Origin of the sequence: Alteromonas sp. AMM-1 (assembly GCF_047290655.1) — a bacterium.
In the GTDB taxonomy this organism is placed as follows: domain Bacteria; phylum Pseudomonadota; class Gammaproteobacteria; order Enterobacterales; family Alteromonadaceae; genus Alteromonas; species Alteromonas mangrovi.
Map to the genome: position 1 here is coordinate 1 of NZ_JBLBUE010000033.1, position 21,962 is coordinate 21,962.

The following is a 21,962-nucleotide window of genomic DNA, read 5'->3' on the forward strand; positions in this document are numbered from 1 at the left end:
CAAAACTGTACTAAATAAATCCGGAATCAGTGTTCAAATAATTCCAGAATAAGTGTTCAAGTGTTTCCGGAATCGCTGTTCAGATCCGGCCGGAATATGCAAGTGACGGGAGCCTGCGTGTTAGTGTCCCGCTGACTTGGTCGTTTGTTAGCTGACTACCCAATTAATCAGGCAAGCGCAGATGCCGACAATACTACCTATAACGGCAGCTTTGATACTGCCTAAAAATAAGATAAGACCACTATATCCCTGCTCTGGCCCAATTGTCCGCTTGTGAAGTACATCAATAAGCATAAAGCCATTCCACAAAATATACAGCAAAGCAATTGACGAAAAAGCAAATAGTACAACTGTACTCAGTAATGATTCAGCTAATTCGAAATCATTTCGGCAAAAAAGGACTACTCCGAAGAAGCCAATTAGAAGTGGTATAGATAAGTAGAATGTGACCCCAACACTATCCATAATATTTCGAGTAATTTTTCCATCTTCGAATAAATAAGTAACAAATATAAAAAGCATCGAAATAAGCGTACATATTGCCGCAGCAAATATTACATCATTCATTTGACCTTCCATGTGTCAGCTAACGCCGCCAACAGCGGCCGAGCGCAGCGAGGTCCAGCCAGCTTTGCTGGCGATGCTGCTTGGCCTTGTTAGCTGTGATATTGCTGAACATTTAGTTTCACCATGCCTGAATGATCACGATCAGCAAAGTAATTATGGTTTTTGAGTTTAATTGCTTCAATAGCTGCCTTGGCATCTTCAGATGAGTCTTGGTTGCTTAATAAGACTTCTAATGGTTTCAAAGCCGTTGGCTTCTGTGCAAGCGCGAGAAGTAAACATGCTTGATACCTAACTTTTTTGGATTTGTCTTTCAGTGCTTCAATTGCAAGCTCATAAGCATCTTGGCTGGCAACAGCATATTTAGAGGCATGGTAGACGCAAGAAAGGCGCTCACCCCATTTCTTGGAACTTCTATATTTGGCTAGAAGTAGTCCCGGAAATTCCAGGCCGAGACTACTACTTAACTCTTTAACCGCATCATATTCTGAATCTGATCCTCGGCCATCGAGTAGTGTCAATTTTTCTTCAATATCCATGCTTCACATGACTCAGTTCTGCGAACAGCGAACGGCCAAAGCAGCGAGCGCCGCTTTTTGGCGGCCGCTGCCTTTGCTTGTTAAATGGCATTACCGACATAGGTCTGAATACTCACTAGCACGATGTATAGTAATACCGCTTTGCTGCTCTTTATAAAGAGAACAAGCTTCAACTTTGACTGTGACCACTGGTCTTGATGTAGGACCAGTAAGCTGAACCATCACTTCGGCATTTTCTGCCCCTGTATTGAGATGAACATTATTCGCAAGGAGACCTTTCATTGGAGGTTCATTTGCTTGTCTTTCATCATCCCAAAGCTCCCAAACCTTATTAAAGCTATTAGGTGAAATCTGGACCCAGACGCCTAAGCAATATTCTCGACCTGTGTCATGTACCGGCAAAGGCAAGATACAACGCAGATAAAAATATTCATCATCGCATACGACATAATCATTTGTGTATTTGCAAGTAGATGCCCTTTCTTCTTCATCCATGCAAGCGATATCGTCAGGTAAACGATACGTGAGCTCAACATCATTTGCTGGAACCATTTTTTCACAGCATGGACACTTTACTAATTCCTGCGACATACTTTCCTTTGCCATTTAACGCCGCAAGAAGGGGCAGCCGTTTAGGCGGTCCCTCTTGCTTGCCTTGTTATATTTTCAATATTTTCCAGAAAATTGGTACCTACACCATTGCGTTGAACGTTGCCGTCGGTAATTGGTAAACTTTGTTCGCCTCGCTCTTTGGCTAAATTAAGGCGCACACCAAAGAACAATGCCCGTGACAACCGCAGAATGCGTAGTAAAACCTCAGTTTCTAGATTATGTTTGGGGTGGTCATTACCACCTGTGAGTGTTGCTTTGTCATTGTGCGCCAAAACGAGATCTCGATAGTCTTTTACGTTCAATGATTTCTTGATTTTAGCTATTTCATCTCTATGGCTTTGCAGTTCTTGGTCAATATAGTTAGCGTATTTATTTGCAAGGTTATACTGACTTAGATACTCAAAGGTGACTTCTGGTGTTTTATAATGCACTCCATCGTATAGAAGGCGAGCCAGCGACATTACGATATCGTTGTGTAGTGAACGCTGAATTATTCTGGCCGCCTCCGAGGACAACCCAGAAATGATTTTTATCGTTTCTTGCTCACCATATATTTCATCATAAAAATATACTGCCGTAGTAAGCCTATCTATCTCCACGATAAACCTGTCCAGATCTAGCATTCATTGCTCCGATGCTGACGAAATATAACAGCTTAATATGACTTCAAATGGTGTATATAGTTCTCTCATAACTACCGCAAAGGTTCTTTTAAAACAACCCCATCATTCGAGTAAACAAGGTGCAATGCAAGTCTTATTGCGTCTAATACACCGATACAGGTAATTATTTTTTACTTTATTACAAAGCTCACAACCTTCCCAAACTGAACTCAGCTCTACCGCTTTTTAGCATAAGGTGCTCTTCGCCGTTTTTGATTGCAGGTGATGCGATATTGATCCACTGGTAATACACATTTCGGTGAACCAGGGCGGTTAAACCGCGATGCAGTGTTACATAGGGGCGCGGATTTTCATTGTCAGTTTCATCCACTTCCAGCGGGTGGGTTGACGATAAAATCGCGGAGTGCCCCAGGTTACTCACCACTTCAATGGCGGGGCCTTCGTCGGTATCATGTTGGTGCCATTGTGAAATAACAAAAGGCGCATCCTCAACTTGAACGCGAACCTTTTCCGCGGGGGTTTTAAGAAAATAGTCGTCACCTTCTTTGAGTAACACCCTGGCAAATAGCTTTACCATGCGCTCCCTACCAATAGGACTGCCGTTATACCACCAGCTGCCATCGGCCTTAATTACCATATCAATATCGCCACAAAATGGCGGATGCCATTGATCGAACGGCGGCTCACTATCCAGTTTTTCAATGTCGGTGGTAAGGGTGTGTAAATCCATAGCAACGCTAGCCAATGCACTGTGAATACACCGTATGAAATCAAATTTGCAGATAAATGAAAAGCGAGAATCCCAGTCGTTACTGTAGCAACATAACAATTACAGTGACTTATCTTCCTTAATGAGCGCCAACGGCTGCTTGGGAATAGAAAACAATAACGCACAACACATTATTGAACTGCACAGCATAACAAGACTAACCGGTGCCAATGTGCCGTTAAAAAACACATTACTGATGCCGCCTAACAGCCCACCAATTGAAAACTTAATGGCCGTAGCCAGGGAGGCCGCACTGCCACTATAACGGCGAAAATACGCCATCAGCATTGACGTAATACAGGGTTGAATTAACCCACCACAGCCAATCGCCAGTGCCAGACACGGTATAATTAGCTGCTTATCTGAAACGCCAACTGAAACGAGTAATGTTAAACACCCCAAAATCAGACATTGAAAAAGCGTGCCTACTTTGAACAACGTTTGTGGCTCAACATGTTTAACGGCCTTGCCCACGCAGAGCGTAACCATGATCAGGCACACAACATTCACAGAGAAGTACAAGGGGAATACCCCAACCGGAATAGAAAAATACTCTAAATAGATAAAGGCGGCGTTGGTGATCAGGGTCATCAGTACGCCGGAGCAAAAGCCGCCAGCCAGAATATATCGCGTGGCAATGAGTTTGCCGTCTACCCGGTGCGAAATAACCACTTTAAAGTTACCCAGCCACTGAGTAAAGTTCAGATTGCCCTTGGGTTGATTTGTTTCAGGGATTGCCAGCCACTGCAAGCTAAACAACAACATGCCAAAGCCGAGCAGCGTAAAGAAGATCACCCGCCAACCAAAGTAAACAAGCAACGAGCCCATCAACGGCGCAACTAACGGCGCCAGCATCATCACGGTTATCACCACGGGAATTTTTCTGGCCGCGTCCTGCGGTGGATACACATCGCGCAATAACGCCATGGAGACTACGCCGGCTGCACCGCTCCCCATCCCCTGTAGCGCTCTCAGCCACTGAATTGCCTCTACAGAATTGGCATTTGCAATACTCACTGTAGCCAGCATATAAATAAGTAGCCCGCTGAGTACAATTGGCTTTCTGCCTATTTGATCCGACATAGGACCACCCAGTAGCTGCCCAATTGCCGCGCCAAAGAAAAAAGCCGTTACCGTGTAGTTAAGCGCCGCCATATTCGTATTAAAGTACGACGCCATGGCCGACATAGCGGGTAAATAGAGTTCCATGGAAAACGGGCCTACCGCAATTAAGGCCGAGAGATAAATTACGAAGAATCTGGGTGGGCGCTGATTATACATATTGACCAGACGTTAGCAGTGTTGCCAACTGACTGGCAAATCACGGGTATTATAATAACCCGACTATCTTAGCAGAATTCCCGCCCAGCCATTAACGATAGAAAAGATACCAACTATTTACCCTCTCAATAGTTAACACAATAGTTAAAACCGTTTACAGCACATAGGTTGTAAAAAATAGGTTGTAAAAAATCAGCGGGTTATTCGGATTGCATTACCCTCCAATTCCGGTTAATTTTTTGTTAATCAACAAAATGCACATTATTGCGGCATACACTGCTTTCAAGGATAGAAAATGACTCTCATTCGGCTTTTGTGTTCGGCATGCTTAGCTACCCTTACTTTCCCTGTATTAGTCAGCGCACAGCAGGCTCTGGCAGAGCTGAATCCTGCACCGTCAATTCGCTCGCAGGTTACGCTTACACCGGATCACGTATTACAACCCGGCGTACCAGCTGGCGAACTAAAAGGCCCCTTTGAATTTCAGAGCCAGATATATGCAGGTACCTCAAGACGCTACTGGGTATTTGTACCAGCCCAATACGATGCATCGAACGCTGCCAGCTTATTGGTGTTTCAGGATGGACATCGGGCATCCAATCCCAACGGGTCAATAAGAATACAAACCGTAATGGCAAACCTGATAGCGCAAAAGGCCATGCCGGTAACCATTGGGCTGTTTATTACGCCGGGTAATATGTCGCCCACTTACCCGGACGATTTGGGTTGGAGTAACCCAAACCACCGCTGGCAGGAATACGATGTAGTTAACAATACTTATGCGCGATTTTTAATTGAAGAAATGATCCCGTTATTGGAGCGGGATTACCATTTAACCAATGATCCCAACCAACGGGCCATTGGAGGTACCAGCAGTGGGGCGATTGCCGCATTTACAGCGGCCTGGTTCAGGCCCGATTATTTTAGAAAGGTGTATAGCTCAATCGGCAGCTTTGTATCGATTGGCTATCACCCGACAGAGGCTGGTATGCAAACCGGCGGACAGGATTATCCGGCTTTAATTCGCCGGGAGCCCATTCGCCCCTTACGTATCTTTATGCAGGACGGCATTAACGATCTGGACAACGAATGGGGCAACTGGTTTTTAGCCAATCAACAAATGGCCGCTGCGTTCCGTTACGCCAATAAAGACGCTGATGAGCATGCGCTCCCAGGCCCGCGATACGCACTAAAAACGGTTTGGACAGACGGCGAACATAACGACTCGCACCCCGGCGCGTTATTACCGGAAGGGCTGCGCTGGCTTTGGCATGAATAACAGGTCAACAGCCAATCCATCCAAAACAGATAACACACTGATTACATTAAATTTACTGCACCAAAACAAACAGGTTTTACCAGCCTGATAAAGCGTAAAAATATACGTACAGCCAATTCCAATCACAGTACATTGGTGTAAGATTAAAATTACACCTGAATGATGAGTGCGCGTGCATGAAGCTTAAAGCCAAGTTGGTATCCAGTTACACCGCGATTGGAGTGATTTTCGTTATTGTGAGTTGCTTAACGCTGGGCTGGTTTATTGAAACCGACGCCAAAGCGCAAATATTGCAAACCACTCAGGCTCGGTTAATCAGCGCACGGGATCAAACGGCTCAACAAGTAGAAAGTTACCTTGCTAACGTGCAGTCTCAGGCCGAAACCTTGTCGTTTAACCCTACCACTGTAAATGCGATGGCTGAATTTACTGCCGCGTTCTCGCAAACCAAGGTGTCAAACACTGTCAGTAGCAGTCTCACCAGCTATTACAACAATGATTTTGCAGGAAAATACCGCTCGCTGAATTCAAACAGTAAGTTAAACAGCCAGGTATTACTTCAGTCACTGTCACCACTCGCCCGCCATTTTCAGCAGCAGTACATTGCCGACAACCCCAACCCACTGGGCAATAAAGACGCCCTTACCAGCGATGGTTCAGGCTCTGCTTATGACAACACGCATAAAGCCTATCACGAGGTGTTTAAAGACTACATTGAACACTATGGCTACTACGATATCTTTTTGGTGGACGCCAGCAGCGGCTACGTGGTGTATTCCGCGTTCAAAGAGCTGGATTACGCCACTTCGCTCATTAGTGGTCCTTACGCAAAAAGTGGGCTGGCAAAGGCCTATCGTGGCGCATTAGCACTAAGCAATAGTAAAACCAGCTTTCTCACTGATTTTGAAACCTACCTTCCTTCGTATGATGCCCAGGCGGCGTTTGTTTCTTCCCCAATTACACAAAACGGCAAAACGATTGGCGTGCTGATAATGCAACTGCCACTCGACCGTATTGATAGCATTATGACCCATAATCAGAAATGGGAAGAAGCAGGCTATGGTTTGTCGGGCGAAACCTATCTGGTAGGTGCTGATACCCTGATGCGCTCAAATTCCCGTTTTCTGTTGGAAGATAAAAGTGGTTACCTGGCCACAATGAAATCCATCGGTACCGACAAAACCACACTGAGCGCGATGGATATATTTACCACCTCCATCGGCCTACAGTCGGTAACATCCGACGCGGCTAAAAGTGCTTTGGCGGGCAGTAGTGGTTATGCACTGGTTACCGATTATCGCGGTGTAGAAGTACTCTCGGCCTATAAGCCGCTGGATATAGCAGGGCTAAAATGGGTCATTCTCAGTGAGATCGATTACAGTGAAGCACTGGGATTTATTGAACACTTAAACGAACAAATCGTTTTAAATATTGTGCTGCTCTCGGTGTTTGCGCTATTCATCAGTTTATTGGTTGGCTGGTTTATGGCCCGCCCTGTTATCACTCCCATATCTCAAATGCACGAAACCGTTAAACAACTTAGCTCAGGCGATGGCGATCTTACCATCAGATTACCCGCCAAGGGCAACGACGAACTCTCTGCACTGGCAGGCAGCTTTAACGAATTTATTGAACATTTGGACACCACATTTTCTCAATTACTGGCGTCCATTGTTCGCATGAAACCCATGTCGATAGACGTGACAGAAGTCAACCAAGAACTCATTACTTCGTCTAACAATTTACACAAGCAATCCGACATAGTGCGCGACGAATTAAATAACACACTAAACTCCAGCCAGTTAGTGGCAGATGAAGTGGGTGGAATTCAACAAGCCACGCGCGACACCGAATCCTGCGTAACAGACGGCAGGCAGTTTGTAGACGAAACTATTCATAACATGGACCAACTGGGTGCAACACTTGCCAATGTATCAAGCGCAGTAAACGATTTAAAACACGATGCCGAAAGCATTTCTAAGGTTATCGACGTAATTAACGAAATCGCCGAGAAAACCAACTTACTTGCTTTAAATGCGGCGATTGAGGCCGCACGGGCGGGTGAATCTGGCAGAGGGTTTGCGGTAGTGGCTGATGAAGTGCGAAACCTTGCCAGTCAAACCCGCTCCTCTACCACCAGTGTTGCGGAACTGGTAAATAACATATCGCATAGTACCCAGCATGCCGTAAGCATAATGAACGAGAGCCTGGCGAATGCCCAGGGATGCGTTAAACAGGTAAACGAAACCAAAGAAAGCTGGGCATTGATTGAATCTGCCATTGCCAATATTAATCAGCATGTACTGCAAATTGGCGCGGTTTCCAGACAGCAGCAAACCCAACTGCATGAAGTATCTGAAAACTTTAAGCTAATGGACAAGAGTTTTGATTTAAACCAGCATGCTATTGAACTGAGTGCCAGTATTGGTGAAGACATTACTAAAATGGGTAACAAACTCAAATCCCTTACAGACAACTTCAAGGTATCGAATCCATCGCACAGCGTTAAGCGTCGAACGGCATTCCGGGCTGAGTAACCCAGGCTTACATTACCGCGCGTGATATAAGCCTTGATGTGATGAGACGTTATGGTGCTAATGCGCGGTGGTTTTTGAAAGCGTATTTAGCACTATGACGCCCGCTATAATTAGCCCCATTCCTACCACTCCCCAAAAGTCAGGCTTTTGCCCAAAAGCAAACCACGCCACTATTGAAATTGCGACGATACCCAGCCCGGACCAAACCGCATAGGCAACGCCCACAGGAATGGTCTTGAGCGTTAACGATAAGAAATAAAATGCAGCAGCATAGCCCACAATCACCAGGGCTGAAGGGACCCATTTGGTGAATCCTTCGCTTAACTTTAGGTTAGATGTGGCCATGACTTCACAAGCAATGGCAATGCCGAGAAACAACCAGTTTTTCATACAGAAATTAATGAATAAAAGAAAGAAGGCGTGAAGTGTAACCAATACCTTATGCAAATTGCAGTCTTGTATTTACACACAACCTCTGCGCAATACAAACAAAAAACCCGGCACAAGCCGGGTTTTAACTCAGAATGATGTCGCTGAAGTTACAGCTCGCGGATCCAGATATTACGGAAGCTCACGAAATTGTCGTGATCCTGTAACTGAATCGGTGCGCAGCCGTGAGGGATGGTTTTAGGTGCACCAATCCACTCGGTTGTACCCAGAATTTTTGTGTGATTTTGCACCACTACGCCATTATGGATCACGGTAACGTAACCGTGCGACACCAGTTTCTCACCATCGAAGCGAGGCGCGGTAAACAGGATGTCGTACTCCTGCCACTCGCCCGCAGGACGCATGGCATTTACCAATGGAATAGTCTGCTTGTAAACTGAACCAGCCTGACCATTCGGATAAGTAGCATTGTTATAAGAATCCAGTACCTGGATTTCATATTTCTGCTGGAAGAAAATGCCGCTATTGTTGCGCTGCTGCCCTTCCATGCCGTCGACATCAGTAGGTGTTTTCCACTCAACGTGCAATTGCACATCACAGAAATCACGCTTGGTTTTAATATCACCTTTACCCGGCAATACCGTTAACACGCCGTCTTTTACCGTCCACTGAGCGTCGCCGCCTTTCACCGACTCCCACTCACTTAAACCGCTGCCATCGAACAATACGATAGCATCAGACGGCACGCCATTGGCTGGCGCACTAACCACTTCGGGAACCGGCTCCCACACTTCGGTTTTTTGCGCCTGTTGCCAGGGTTCGAGAGCTTGCCCCTGTGCCACTGCAAATCCTGCAGTGCCCAACGCACACAGGGCAAGCGTACCTTTTACTGACCAGTTTAATTGCATAATTAAGGTCCTGTTATTCTTTAGTGTCTGAAAAGGGTGAATGCAAACCTGAGCTTAAGTAGCCCAGGCGCGATCACCTTTCTGATACGGCATGTCGCCATCGTATTTGCCCGGAATACTCACATAACGCAGCGCCTGTGTAGCACCCACTTCGGACGTAAAGAAGCAGAATAATGTTAGCTGTTTCATTAACGTGAAGTAATGCGGAACCGGCCCTTTGTCTTCCATATTGCGGTGACTAGGCTTCTGATGCACAGCCCAACCCAGCCCCACTTTCTCGTCCTGTGCCTTGGCGATAGAATCAAGTTTAGTCAATAACTCATGACGTTGCGTAGCAGACAGCAGCAAGAAAGGTTTACTGAACGCCGCTTTACTCTCCACATCAATGGCTTTCAGACCCTGACGGAACTCAGCCTGCTCAGGTGGTGTGTAACAGTCGGCAACCAAACCCACCATGGTATCACCCACATTGGCCTTTTTAGCACCAGGCGTAGCCGTAGCCGGAAGAATGGTTTCACCAATTTCGTTTAACAGGCTAATGTCTTCGGCAGTAAACCCGGCCGCTTTAGCACTGGTTGCATCGGGTACTTTGTCCCATGCAAAGGCATCGGCACCCACCATGGCTACCCCGGTGGCAGCCGTGATCAGTTTTAATATGTCACGACGTTCCATTACAGATTCCTCTTTTTCAGTTCTTCTACGGCATAGCTTGCAGCACGCGCAGTTAATGCCAAATAAGTAAGAGAAGGGTTTACACACGACGCAGAAGTCATACACGCACCGTCGGTCATGAATACGTTTGGCGCATCCCATACCTGGTTAAACTTGTTAGTAACCGAGGTCTTAGGATCGCGGCCCATACGTGCACCGCCCATTTCATGGATACCCATGCCCGGGGCATAGTCACCTTCATAGCCGTTTACGTTCTTCAAGCCCGCACGTTCGAACATTTCTACGGCATCGTCTTTCATGTCTTTACGCATGGCGATTTCGTTTTCTTTGATCTCCACGTCCATTTCCAGTACTGGCAAGCCCCATTTATCCTTCTTGTCTTTATTCAGGTAAATACGGTTGTCGTGGTGTGGCAGCATTTCACCAAAGGCCGTCATACCAATGCGCCAGGTACCCGGCTCGGTAATAGCATCTTTTAAGCCTGCACCAATGCCCATTTCAGCGATATTGCGGTTCCAGCCATCGCGACTTGCGCTACCCTGATAACCGAAGCCACGCAGGTAGTTACGCTTGTCGTCATGCCAGTTGCGGAAACGCGGAATGTAGAAGCCCGACGGACGACGACCGTAATAGTATTTGTCGTCGAAGCCTTCTACTTCAGCACTGGCGCCCACGCGGAAGTGGTGATCCATAATATTATGGCCCAACTCACCGCTGCTGCTACCCAAACCACCTTCCCATACATCAGTTGCTGAGTTCATTAGCATCCATGTTGAGTTAAGTGCTGACGCGTTCAGGAACACAATTTTGCTCTTAAATACGTAAGTCTGATTGGTTTCTGAATCCAGAATTTCCACACCGGTAGCGCGCTTCTTGTCTTTGTCGTAAAGCACACGGGTAACAATAGAGAATGGACGCAGTGTCAGGTTACCGGTTTTCATTGCCAGCGGCAGCGTTGACGATTGTGTACTGAAATAGCCACCAAACGGGCAACCCAGCCAGCACTTATTACGGTACTGACAGTTCACCCGGTTTTGCTCTGGCTTAGGTTCAGTAATGTTAGCTGAACGACCATGAATAAGGTGACGCGTACCACCGAATGCTTTTTGCAAGCGCCGAGCGACTTCTTTTTCCACTACGTTCAGAGGAATTGGCGGCAGGAACTGGCCATCTGGTAACACGTCCAAACCGTCACGGCTGCCGCTGATCCCAGCGAAACGCTCTACGTAATCGTACCAGGGGGCCAGATCTTCGTAGCGAATGGGCCAGTCAACCGCAATGCCTTCTTTGGCGTTAGCCAGGAAGTCTTCTTCATTTAAGCGATAGCTTTGACGACCCCACAGCAATGAGCGTCCGCCCACGTGATAACCGCGGTACCAGTCGAAACGTTTTTTCTCGACATAGGGAGAGTCCTGATGACTGGCCCACATGCCATTAGTCGATTCATTCAACGGATAATCGCGTTGAATAACCGGCTCTTCCTGCTTGCGCTTTTGCGTTGGCAGGTCGCGGTGCGGATAATTCCAGGCTTCTTTGTGCGCGTTGGTATAATCCTTTATGTGTTCAATATTGCGTCCGCGCTCCAGCATCAGTACTTTCAGGCCTTTTTCGGTCAGCTCTTTTGCTGCCATGCCACCACTGATCCCTGAACCGACAACAATCGCATCGTATTCGTTGTTCGCCATTACATCTCCCCTCTAATTCTGTGCCTAATAATCGACAGGGTAATTGCTATTTTTTAAACATCACAAATATCAATGGCCTGGCGCAACGAGGCGATTTGGCCGCTGATATCAGACGGTGTGGGTATAAACTCTTGCGCCACGTAGCCGGTAAAACCAGTAGCTACAATGGCTTTAATGATCGCCGGGTAATACAACTCCTGGGTATCATCAATTTCGTGTCTGCCAGGAACCCCGGCAGTGTGGTAGTGACCAAAATAAGCGTGGTTATCCTGAATAGTACGGATAATGTCACCCTCACTGATTTGCATGTGATAGATGTCATATAACAATTTAAAATTGTCGGAGCCTAATCGGTCACACAACGCAATGCCCCACGCGGAGTTATCTGCAAAATAATCCGGATGATTCACCTTGCTGTTAAACAGCTCCATTTGTAGCACTACGCCGCGCTTCTCAGCGTGCCCTAATACTTGCTTCAGTCCTTTTTCAGCATGGATTAACCCTTCTTCCGGTGTTTTCCCACGCTTGTTACCACTGAAACAGATTAAGTTCGTGTAACCGGCATCTGCCACTTTGTCTATATGCGCGGTGTAGCGCGTAATTAGCGCATCGTGGAACTGCGGATCTGCCCAGCCATCAGTCAGGTTAAGCTCTGCGCCATTACACATAGAGCTGTCTACACCATATTGTTTAAGTGTAGCCCAGTCTTCCGGCCCCACTAAATCAATGGCGTTAAACCCAAGTAACTTAACTACCTGACACAGCTCCTCGATAGACAGCTTGCCGTAAGTCCAGCGACTCACTGAATGATTCACCGCCCCTTTCAGAGGACTACTTGGCTTTACATTGCCCAGTTGCGCCAGTGCATTGCCCGTCAGCGTTGCACCGGTTACGCCTACCACCAGTTGCTTGAGCAACGAGCGGCGGGTTACATCATTGGCCAGCGAATCCATTGGCTTAGTCATTGGCTTCTACCTTTTCGCCTTTAAACAGCAGTACAAAAATTACCAGTACCACCAGCGCAAATCCTGCCGGGAAGTACCAAATTGGCGCCCAATCGTGACCTGCATTGGTAACATAAGAATCAGTAACCTGACCGGCTACCCAGAAACCCACCAGCATACCTACACCGTAAGTCGCCAGGGTAATAAGGCCTTGAGCCGCGCTCTTACACTGTTCTGTGGCTTTCGCGTTGGTGTAGATTTGTCCTGACACGAAGAAGAAGTCGTAACAAATACCGTGCAGTGCAATACCTACGATCAGCAGCATCACGCCACCGTCGGCGTCGCCCAGCGCAAATAACGCATAACGCAACACCCAGGCTGCCATACCCAGCATTAATGTAAGCTTAATACCAAAACGGTTCAGGAACAGCGGCAATGCCAGCATGAACAACACTTCAGAGACCTGACCCAGAGTCATTTTACCTGTGGCATTTTCTACACCGATCTCGGTTAAGAACGGGTTAGCATTCTGGTAATAAAACGCCAGCGGAATACAAATCAGTACGCTCGATAAGAAGAACACCAGGAAGTTTTTGTCTTTCAGCAGTGACAGTGCATCAAGGCCCAGCAGTTCACCTAAGCCAGAGGCTTGTTTGCCTTTTGAGGCTGGTGGCGTAGCAGGCAGTGTAAAGCTGTATACACCCAGCGCAGCAGACGCAATGGCGCACAGCATAAAGGTGTTACGCAGCATGCCGTCGGCAATGGCTTGTTGAGAGTCCCAGGAAAACACATAGCTGATCACCAGACCGGCAACAATCCAGCCAATGGTGCCCCATACGCGGATTTTGCCGAATTCTTTGGTTGGGTCTTTCATTTGACCAAACGACACGGAGTTAACCAGCGCCAGGGTTGGCATATAGGCAATCATGTAGCCCAGTACATAAGGGTAGAAGCTTGCGAAGTCACCAGACTGGTACATCAAATACATCAGCACTGCGCCCACTAAGTGCAAAATACCCAGAATGCGCTCGGCGTTAAAAAAACGATCTGCAATCAAGCCAATAATGAACGGCGCAATAATCGCCCCCCAAGATTGGGTAGAAAACGCCATACCAATTTCACCGCCAGTTGCACCCAGCGTACCGCCAAGGAATGTCCCCAATGTGACAAACCATCCACCCCAGATAAAAAACTGGAGAAACATCATTACGCTTAGCCGTATTGTTATTGTGTTCATAGGCTTACCGCCAATTCCTTCGTTATGGTTATGGTTAGTGTTGTTAGTTGTCTAATCCAAGTATGCGACGATTGCGCGTGTCGCTACTGGTGGCGCCAGCAAAATCATCAAAGGCATGGGTAGCACGCTGAATGATGTGACTGGCAATGAAACGTGCACCTTCCGCAGCTCCCTGATTGGAATCTTTAAGACAGCATTCCCACTCGAGCACCGCCCAGCCCTCAAACCCGTATTGGGTTAGCTTGCTGAAGATACCTTTAAAATCGACCTGTCCATCACCCAATGAGCGGAAACGCCCAGGACGGTTTACCCAATCCTCGTAACCGCCGTACACACCGGAGCGACCCGTTGGGTTAAATTCGGCGTCTTTAACGTGGAACATCTTAATGCGATCGTGATAACGATCGATGAAGTCCAGGTAATCCAGTTGTTGCAGCACATAGTGGCTCGGGTCGAACAGAATGTTCGCACGTGGGTGGTTATCAACGGCTTTCAGGAAACGCTCAAACGTTGCGCCGTCGTGAATATCTTCGCCCGGGTGGATCTCGTAGCACACGTCCACGCCTGCTTCGTCGAAGGCATCCAGAATGGGCAACCAACGCTTTGCCAGCTCTGCAAAACCTTGTTCAACCAGACCTGCAGGACGCTGTGGCCACGGGTAAACAAGATGCCACATCAATGCACCAGAGAAGGTAGCATGGGCTTTCAGGCCCAGACGTTGACTGGCCTTTGCCGCGCATTTCAATTGATTAATAGCCCACTCGGTACGGGCTTTGGGATTGCCGTGTAAGTGCTTAGGCGCAAAGTTGTCGAATAATTCGTCGTATGCAGGATGCACTGCCACCAATTGACCTTGAAGGTGCGTGGATAACTCAGTAATTTCTACGCCCGCCTTGCGGCAAGTTGCCAGAATCTCATCACAGTATTCCTGACTTTCCGCGGCGCGCTCCAAATCAAAAATCGCCGGGTCGCTGGTAGGCACCTGGATGCCCTTGTAACCTAAATCTGCTGCCCAGGCAGCGATGGTGTCCAAGCGGTTAAATGGCGCTTTATCACTTAAAAACTGGGCCAGAAATATTGCTGGGCCTTTTATTGCAGACATTGTGTACTCTCCTGCTTACTTTATGCTTTTCCGATACGAACAAGGCGTATCCATTTACGGTTTTACAGCGACAAAGCCGTCCACTTTTGCTCGCTGTTCTGGCTTTCCAGCATGGTGGCAATAAACGCCATCCCGCGTATACCTTCAGCCAACCCAGGTACGCCGTCTGCCGCACCTTGCTGACCGTTACGGATAGCCTGAGCAAATAAAGTGTACAGATTACCCATGGCTTCTAAGTACCCTTCCGGATGCCCAACCGGAATCCGGCACCGTTTTAATGCTTCTTCACACAATCCGGGCTGTCCCTGACCGCCACGTAAAATGGTCATTGGCGCATCCAGTGAGCGAACAATGAGTGAGTCAGGACGCATCTGGAACCACTCCAATCCGCCTTTATCACCATAAACACGGATTTTCAGGCCGTTTTCTTCGCCTGCAGCCACCTGACTGGCAATCAGCACACCAGAGGCGTTGTTGTCGAACTTCAGGAATGCGGCGCCGTCATCGTCCAGTCGACGACCCGGAATATGCGTGTGCAGATCTGCACACAAGTGAGTTACCTTACTGCCGGTAACAAACTCAGCCATGTTAAAAGCATGCGTTCCAATATCGCCCATGCAGCCACTGCCGCCAGATTGCGCCGGATCGGTTCGCCAACTTGCCTGTTTGTTTTCGCTGGCTTCCAGATTGTTGCTCAGCCAGCCTTGCGGGTATTCCACATAAACTTTGCGAATAGTGCCCAGCTTTCCGGTTGCAACCAGATGACGGGCCTGCCACACCATTGGATAACCAATATAGGTATGCGCTAAGCCCAGTAGCGCGCCAGAACTCGCCAACACAGACTCAAGTGACTTTGCTTCGTCTAAATTAATGGCTAACGGCTTTTCACAAAACACATTAAAACCGGCTTCTAACGCGGCTTTAGTTACCGGCACATGCAAATGATTGGGCGTAACTACTGCAACGGCCTGAATGCGCTTGTCTGCGGGTAACTGCTTTTCACCTTCAATTAAGGCTTCCCAGCTTGGATATGCCCTGTCGGCAGCAATGCACAGCTGAGTGGCGGTTGCCAGATTGTTTTCTGGATTGCGGCTAAATGCCCCGGCGACTAAATCATACTGACCATCTAACCCGGCCGCTGCCCGGTGCACAGCACCAATAAAGGCACCTTGCCCGCCGCCAACCATACCCAGTCGAATCTTCTGCATGTTTGCTCCTGTGTAACACTTACTGCCTGTAGATGTACTGCCTGTTGAAGTAGTGCCTGCACTTATCCGGGTTTTGAATGCACTAATAACCCGGCGTACCTAAGCGGGCTGCTCGCGCACACCCGTGCTCTCCACGCACACTACTCTACACTACATGTACGAAATATGTTAATTTTGTAAAAATGTAACGGATTACATTCGAGTATATCAAGATCGCCTGTCTGATCCAGTCTTAATTTACTTAATTTTTTAACAAATAGTCGAATGAAAACCGATAAAATGCTGCTTAAAACGCCCAAATGGCGGTTTTTTGATGAATTTGTCTTTGCAATCTTTTAACAATTAGCGTAAAAGATGTTATCGGTTACATTTTGCAGTAGAAATATCAGGAGAACAGGTTGTCAACGATTCGTGAAGTGGCAGATAGAGCAGGCGTATCCGTAGCAACGGTGTCACGCACTCTGCAACAACCTGATCGCGTATCACCTAAAACCCGTGTGCGTGTGCAGGAAGCCATTGATCATCTCGGTTACAAACCCAACCTCATGGCGGTGAAATTCCGTTCCGGCAAGACCCAGGTGCTGGTTGCCCTGGTGCCCACTGTTGCCAATGTGTTCTTTGCCCGGGTAATAAAAGGCATGCAGGAAGCCGCTGCATCTCAGGGCTATTCATTGCTGCTTATGAATACTATGGGCAATGACGAAATCGAGCGCAATTGCGCAAAGTTAGTTGATACTTCCCAGGCCGATGGCGTGATCCAATTAAGGGCGTTTAATCCTTTTGCACCGGATCAGTTTCAGTCGGAAGCATTATTACCTATGGTAAACGCCTGTGAAATCGTCGATGACGCTCGTTTCCCAACGGTAACACTGGATAACCGCGCTGCTGCAAAAGCCATGACAGAACATCTTATTTCACTGGGGCATCGCCGTATTGCCATGGTGAAAGGTCCACAGTCGAGCCCACTCACCCGCGACCGGTTAGCAGGCTATGAAGATGCCCTCAAAGCGGCAGGTCTCAGCATCGATGAATCGCTGTTGTGTGCTGGAGACTTTACATTGGCATCGGGGTATCGGGCTGCAACTACCTTACTTAGTTTACCAAACCGCCCCACTGCTATTTTTTGCGAAAACGACGAAATGGCCATGGGCGCGATGCGCAAAGTGCGCGAAGCAGGATTATCGATTCCCGGCGATATCTCTGTAGCCGGCTTCGACAACATCGCTTTTTCTGCTTATGCCGAGCCACCGCTCACAACCATTGCCCAGCCTGCAGAAGAGTTTGGCGAAACGGCAGTGAATTTATTGATTGACGTGCTGAACGGTAAAACCAAGCGCGCCATTAAGGTGATTTTGCCATTTGAAGTAATCACACGACAAAGTACTGGCCCCGCGCCAACAACAGCTAACCTATAATAAGGAACGTAACCATGTCTGAACTAACGCTAAATCGCCGCCGTTTTTTGCAATTAGGTGCAACCGGTATGGGGGCGTTGCTGGGTGCAGCAGCGTGTAAACCCGCCGCTACCGTAGCTTCATCTTCTGCCTCTGCGCAGCCTGTTGGCCTGCAGTTGTATACCCTGCGCAGTATGATGGAAAAGAGCGTGGCAGAAACCTTAGCGTTAGTGGCTGAAGTAGGCTACAAAGAAGTGGAACTAGCAGGTTTGTTTGGTAACACCCCTCAACAGTTTGCAGATTTGCTTAAATCAAATGGCCTTACCAGCCCATCTACGCACATTATGCCTCACCTGCTCAGAGCGGATCTGAGCGCCCATTTAGACGCAGCCGAAGCACTGGGTCACAAATACATTGTTGTGCCGTATTTAATGCCTGACGACCGCAAGAGCATTGAAGACTACTACAGCCTGATTGACGAAATGAACATGTGGGGAGAGCAATGTAAACAGCGCGGAATTCAGCTGGCTTACCACAACCACGATTTCGAGTTTCAGGAGCTGGATGGCGAATTACCTTACGATTTGATACTGGATCGTTGCGACAGCGAACTGCTGGTGATGGAACTGGATTTATACTGGACTGTTAAAGCGGGCTTCGACCCGGTGGCTTTGTTCAAACGCCAGCCTGGCCGCTTCAAAATGTGGCATGTTAAAGATTTGGCAGAAGACGGTAGTTTTGCGGATGTGGGTAAAGGCACTATCGATTTCGCTACCATCTTCGCAAATGGCGAACTGGCGGGTATTGAGCACAAGTTCGTAGAGCGCGACCAAACAGACGACCTGGTTCGCACCATTAGCCAGGGCTTCTCTGCGGTTACCACGCTGCAAAGCAAGTAATACCTTTTTCAAAAAACAAACCGACGGTAATGGGTTTTGCCGTCGGTTTTGTTATTTTTAGCGATTACCGCAAATACTACATCATTTTAAATGTGAAAAGATTATGCAGCCCACTCATGGGTTGCCTTCTTCCGTCTTTCATCGGCGGCTGATATTCCCAGCCTTTCAGCGCTTCAATCGACGCTTCTTCAAAGAGTCCCTTTGGGCTGGCATCCACCACTTTGATGTCTACCGGTTTACCGCTCTCATCCACATTGTATTGCAACAGCACCCATCCGTTTTGCAAAATCACACTCGAGGATGTTTTGGTTATCGCGGCATCAGGAAACTCAGGATTTTTGTACTTCAGCAGTGTTGGCTCAGGTGTGACTACCGGCACCGAAGGAGAGGGTCTTGGCGCAGGCCGCGCAATAGTTGTAACTGAGCAGGCAGTAACTAATGTCAGTAAAAAAGCAACTAACAGGTACTTCATGATGTCTTCCTTGAGTGTGTTCATTGTTCAAAAAAGACTCTACCAGACGTTATAAAATACGAAAAGACTTTTTGAGCTGCCAATATCAGGCAGGGTGCAATACCCTGCCCTCAGTTTTTATTGTGTCAGAAAGCGCCTGATCACGTAGTGCAGAATGCCGCCGTGCTGATAGTAGGTAAACTCATTACCGGTATCAATACGCACCTGCAACTCTACGTCCCGGTGATTGCCTTTATCATCGGTAATGGTCATGATGGTCGTCTTTTGACCTGCGCTAACCGCCGCAATAGAAAAGCTTTCGTTGCCGTTAATGTTCAGTGAATCTGCGCTGTCTCCTTCATTAAACTGCAGCGGCAATATCCCCATTCCGATTAGGTTTGAACGGTGAATTCGCTCAAAGCTCTCGGCAATGACTGCGCGTACGCCCATGAGAGCCGGGCCTTTTGCCGCCCAGTCGCGGCTGGAGCCTGTACCATACTCTTTGCCCCCTATTACAATCGCCGGCGTTCCTTCTTCTCTGTAACGCATTGCCGCGTCGTAAATCGACATGGCATCGCCTGAAGGAAAGTGCGTCGTTGCACTACCTGTGGTACCAGGCGCTAATTGGTTCTTTAACCGCACATTTGCGAACGTACCACGCATCATCACCTCATGATTCCCCCGACGAGAACCATAGGAGTTAAAGTCAGCCGGGCTAACACCGAGAGATTGCAGATACTGGCCAGCCGGGCTATCCGGCGCTATAGAGCCCGCAGGCGAAATATGGTCGGTGGTAATAGAGTCGCCCACTTTCACCAAACAACGTGCAGCGTCGATTGCCCCCACCTCATCAGGTTCGGCAGACATGGTTTCGAAAAATGGCGGATGCTTGATATAAGTAGAATCAGGCCAGTCATAAACCGCCGAGTCACTGGTGTCCAAATCAGTCCACACACTGCTGCCCGTGAACACATCGGCATATTTGGCCTTAAATATTTCTCCTGACACGTGCCCAGCAATATACTCCGCAATTTCTTCGCTGCTCGGCCACAGGTCTTTCAAAAACACCGGATTGCCGTCTTTATCCTGACCCAAAGGCGCCTTGGTGATATCGATTTTCATGTTGCCAGCCAGCGCATAGGCAACCACCAATGGCGGAGACGCCAGGTAGTTAGCAGCGACTTCAGGGTGTATACGGCCTTCAAAATTGCGGTTACCCGACAACACCGAGGTAACCGAGAGTTTCGCGCCTTGAATGGCTTTTTCAATGGGTTCAGGCAGTGGACCAGAATTACCGATACAGGTTGTACAGCCGTATCCAACCAGGTTGAATCCAAGCGCTTCCAAATGCGGCATTAAGCCTGCGTCGTCGAGATACTGGGTTACTACCTGAGACCCGGGAGCCAAAGACGTTTTGACCCAGGGTTTACGGGTTAACCCCAGCTCGTTGGCTTTTTTCGCCAGCAGCCCTGCACCAATCAATACCGACGGGTTTGAGGTATTGGTACAACTTGTAATTGCTGCAATGACCACTGCCCCGTCTTCAAGATTGAATGACTCACCGTCAAATTCCACATAGGACGCATGGTTTTCGTCAACGACTGGCGCTGCGCCCCCCTCAGCGACAAACTCGTTTGCCTGAGTGACGTCTGTGATGTCAATTTGCTCTGACAACCAACGTTCGTATGCACTGGCGGCTTGCGCTAATGCAATGCGGTCCTGCGGCCGTTTAGGGCCCGCAACCGAGGGCACTACATCGCCTAAATCCAGTTCCAGGGTTTCATGGTAAGTAGCATCTTTACTGGTGTCGTCATGCCACAAGCCGGCATGTTTGGCGTATGCCTCTACCAGTTTGATTTGCTGCTCATCACGTCCGGTAAGTTGAAGATAATTTAAGGCAACCTGATCTAAAGGAAAAATTCCGCAAGTTGCACCGTATTCAGGCGCCATGTTAGCAATGGTGGCTCGGTCGGCAGTTGTGAGAGACGACAATCCGGGCCCGTAAAATTCTACAAACTTACCCACTACACCGTGGTTGCGAAGTTGCTCAGTAATGGTGAGTACCATATCGGTGGCTGTCACGCCGGGTTTAAGGCTACCCGTTAATCTAAAACCTACGACTTCCGGCAAAAGCATAGTAACCGGTTGCCCTAACATTGCAGCTTCTGCCTCTATACCTCCAACACCCCAGCCAAGAACACCTAAGCCGTTTATCATGGTGGTGTGCGAGTCAGTACCTACCAGGGTGTCAGGGTAGACCATGGTTTCCTGCCCTTGTTTGTTAGCAAATACGCATCGCGCCAGGTATTCCAGATTTACCTGATGGACGATTCCCCGCCCCGGCGGCACTACCTTAAAGTTATCGAATGACGACTGGCCCCATTTTAAAAACTGGTAACGTTCTTTGTTGCGCTGTACTTCAATGGCCGTGTTTTTCTCCAGCGCATCCGGTTGTGCAAAGTGGTCCACCATCACAGAATGGTCAATAACAAGTTCAACCGGATTGAGCGGATTAATGGCCTGAGCATCACCGCCAAGTCGATTTACTGCATCTCGCATAGCGGCTAAATCCACAATGGCAGGCACACCGGTGAAATCCTGCAGAATGACTCTGGCAGGCACAAACGCTATTTCATGCTCTTCTGGCTTAGCGGTGTCCCAGGTTGCTACCGTTTCAATATCATTGGCGGTAACAAACTCACTGTCTTCGTGCCGCAGTAGGTTCTCTAATAAAATTTTTATACAAAAAGGCAGGCGCGATAAGTCGTAACGTTCAGACAGCGCATTTAAATTCACTGCGCGATATTGATGGTCACCCACCGTTAACGATGAAAACGATTGGTATTGTGTCATGTTGCAGCATCCTTA

20 protein-coding genes are annotated in these 21,962 nt (G+C 48.1%); 4 read left to right on the plus strand and 16 right to left on the minus strand.

Annotated features, from left to right (window positions below; genetic code table 11):
• Positions 1-147: 147 nt before the first annotated feature.
• The 6 genes from ACLR2L_RS08230 to ACLR2L_RS08255 all read right to left on the minus strand — a co-directional run bounded on the left by ACLR2L_RS08230 (position 148) and on the right by ACLR2L_RS08255 (position 4,388).
• Positions 148-567: a hypothetical protein gene (locus ACLR2L_RS08230; RefSeq protein WP_413367300.1), complete on the minus strand. Its 420-nt coding sequence runs from the start codon at positions 565-567 to the stop codon at positions 148-150.
• 89 nt (positions 568-656) lie between these two features.
• The gene (locus tag ACLR2L_RS08235; protein ID WP_413367302.1) at positions 657-1,103 is read right to left on the minus strand and encodes a HEAT repeat domain-containing protein; all 447 of its coding nucleotides are present in this window, start codon (positions 1,101-1,103) and stop codon (positions 657-659) included.
• Positions 1,104-1,193: 90 nt separating this feature from the next.
• Complete coding sequence (locus ACLR2L_RS08240) at positions 1,194-1,709, minus strand: DUF2199 domain-containing protein (protein ID WP_413367304.1); 516 nt, start codon at positions 1,707-1,709, stop codon at positions 1,194-1,196.
• A 26-nt stretch (positions 1,710-1,735) separates the two neighbouring features.
• Positions 1,736-2,338 carry a hypothetical protein gene (locus tag ACLR2L_RS08245; protein ID WP_413367306.1) on the minus strand — a complete coding sequence of 201 codons (603 nt, stop codon included), beginning with the start codon at positions 2,336-2,338 and terminating at the stop codon, positions 1,736-1,738.
• Positions 2,339-2,525: 187 nt separating this feature from the next.
• Positions 2,526-3,068: a DUF1285 domain-containing protein gene (locus tag ACLR2L_RS08250; RefSeq protein ID WP_413367308.1), complete on the minus strand. Its 543-nt coding sequence runs from the start codon at positions 3,066-3,068 to the stop codon at positions 2,526-2,528.
• 99 nt (positions 3,069-3,167) lie between these two features.
• A complete protein-coding gene (locus tag ACLR2L_RS08255; RefSeq protein ID WP_413367310.1) occupies positions 3,168-4,388 on the minus strand; it encodes a multidrug effflux MFS transporter in 1,221 nt (406 codons plus the stop codon).
• Positions 4,389-4,683: 295 nt separating this feature from the next.
• Here ACLR2L_RS08255 and ACLR2L_RS08260 point away from each other — a divergent pair, with 295 nt between their 5' ends.
• Together ACLR2L_RS08260 and ACLR2L_RS08265 are read left to right on the plus strand one after the other, a co-directional pair.
• Complete coding sequence (locus ACLR2L_RS08260; RefSeq protein WP_413367312.1) at positions 4,684-5,667, plus strand: alpha/beta hydrolase; 984 nt, start codon at positions 4,684-4,686, stop codon at positions 5,665-5,667.
• A 176-nt stretch (positions 5,668-5,843) separates the two neighbouring features.
• The gene (locus ACLR2L_RS08265; RefSeq protein ID WP_413367314.1) at positions 5,844-8,204 is read left to right on the plus strand and encodes a methyl-accepting chemotaxis protein; all 2,361 of its coding nucleotides are present in this window, start codon (positions 5,844-5,846) and stop codon (positions 8,202-8,204) included.
• A gap of 57 nt (positions 8,205-8,261) precedes the next feature.
• Here ACLR2L_RS08265 and ACLR2L_RS08270 read toward each other — a convergent pair whose 3' ends face one another.
• The 8 genes from ACLR2L_RS08270 to ACLR2L_RS08305 all read right to left on the minus strand — a co-directional run bounded on the left by ACLR2L_RS08270 (position 8,262) and on the right by ACLR2L_RS08305 (position 16,350).
• Positions 8,262-8,594: a DMT family transporter gene (locus ACLR2L_RS08270; protein ID WP_413367316.1), complete on the minus strand. Its 333-nt coding sequence runs from the start codon at positions 8,592-8,594 to the stop codon at positions 8,262-8,264.
• A 149-nt stretch (positions 8,595-8,743) separates the two neighbouring features.
• Entirely contained in the window at positions 8,744-9,502 is a 759-nt protein-coding gene (locus ACLR2L_RS08275; protein ID WP_140958953.1) for a DUF1080 domain-containing protein, read from the minus strand.
• A gap of 54 nt (positions 9,503-9,556) precedes the next feature.
• Positions 9,557-10,174: a gluconate 2-dehydrogenase subunit 3 family protein gene (locus ACLR2L_RS08280; RefSeq protein WP_413367318.1), complete on the minus strand. Its 618-nt coding sequence runs from the start codon at positions 10,172-10,174 to the stop codon at positions 9,557-9,559.
• Positions 10,174-11,859 carry a GMC oxidoreductase gene (locus tag ACLR2L_RS08285; protein ID WP_413367320.1) on the minus strand — a complete coding sequence of 562 codons (1,686 nt, stop codon included), beginning with the start codon at positions 11,857-11,859 and terminating at the stop codon, positions 10,174-10,176. Before ACLR2L_RS08285 ends, ACLR2L_RS08280 begins: the two co-directional genes overlap by 1 nt.
• Before the next feature lie 53 nt (positions 11,860-11,912).
• Positions 11,913-12,824: a hydroxypyruvate isomerase family protein gene (locus tag ACLR2L_RS08290; RefSeq protein WP_413367322.1), complete on the minus strand. Its 912-nt coding sequence runs from the start codon at positions 12,822-12,824 to the stop codon at positions 11,913-11,915.
• On the minus strand, positions 12,817-14,040 hold the full coding sequence (locus ACLR2L_RS08295) for a nucleoside permease (protein ID WP_413367324.1): 1,224 nt from the start codon (positions 14,038-14,040) through the stop codon (positions 12,817-12,819). Before ACLR2L_RS08295 ends, ACLR2L_RS08290 begins: the two co-directional genes overlap by 8 nt.
• Before the next feature lie 43 nt (positions 14,041-14,083).
• Complete coding sequence (locus ACLR2L_RS08300) at positions 14,084-15,142, minus strand: sugar phosphate isomerase/epimerase family protein (protein WP_413367326.1); 1,059 nt, start codon at positions 15,140-15,142, stop codon at positions 14,084-14,086.
• Between the two features lie 62 nt (positions 15,143-15,204).
• Positions 15,205-16,350, minus strand: coding sequence for a Gfo/Idh/MocA family protein (locus tag ACLR2L_RS08305; RefSeq protein ID WP_413367328.1), 1,146 nt, complete (start codon positions 16,348-16,350; stop codon positions 15,205-15,207).
• Positions 16,351-16,748: 398 nt separating this feature from the next.
• On the opposite strand from ACLR2L_RS08305, the gene ACLR2L_RS08310 reads away from it, so the two are divergent.
• Together ACLR2L_RS08310 and ACLR2L_RS08315 are read left to right on the plus strand one after the other, a co-directional pair.
• Positions 16,749-17,765, plus strand: a complete 1,017-nt coding sequence (locus ACLR2L_RS08310; protein ID WP_413367330.1) for a LacI family DNA-binding transcriptional regulator — start codon at positions 16,749-16,751, stop codon at positions 17,763-17,765.
• Positions 17,766-17,779: 14 nt separating this feature from the next.
• Entirely contained in the window at positions 17,780-18,643 is an 864-nt protein-coding gene (locus tag ACLR2L_RS08315) for a sugar phosphate isomerase/epimerase family protein (protein WP_413367332.1), read from the plus strand.
• Between the two features lie 76 nt (positions 18,644-18,719).
• Here ACLR2L_RS08315 and ACLR2L_RS08320 read toward each other — a convergent pair whose 3' ends face one another.
• Positions 18,720-19,115 (minus strand): energy transducer TonB, encoded by a 396-nt coding sequence (locus ACLR2L_RS08320; RefSeq protein ID WP_413367334.1) that lies wholly within the window; start codon positions 19,113-19,115, stop codon positions 18,720-18,722.
• A 117-nt stretch (positions 19,116-19,232) separates the two neighbouring features.
• Positions 19,233-21,947, minus strand: a complete 2,715-nt coding sequence (gene acnA / locus ACLR2L_RS08325) for an aconitate hydratase AcnA (RefSeq protein ID WP_413367336.1) — start codon at positions 21,945-21,947, stop codon at positions 19,233-19,235.
• Positions 21,948-21,962 lie beyond the last annotated feature (15 nt).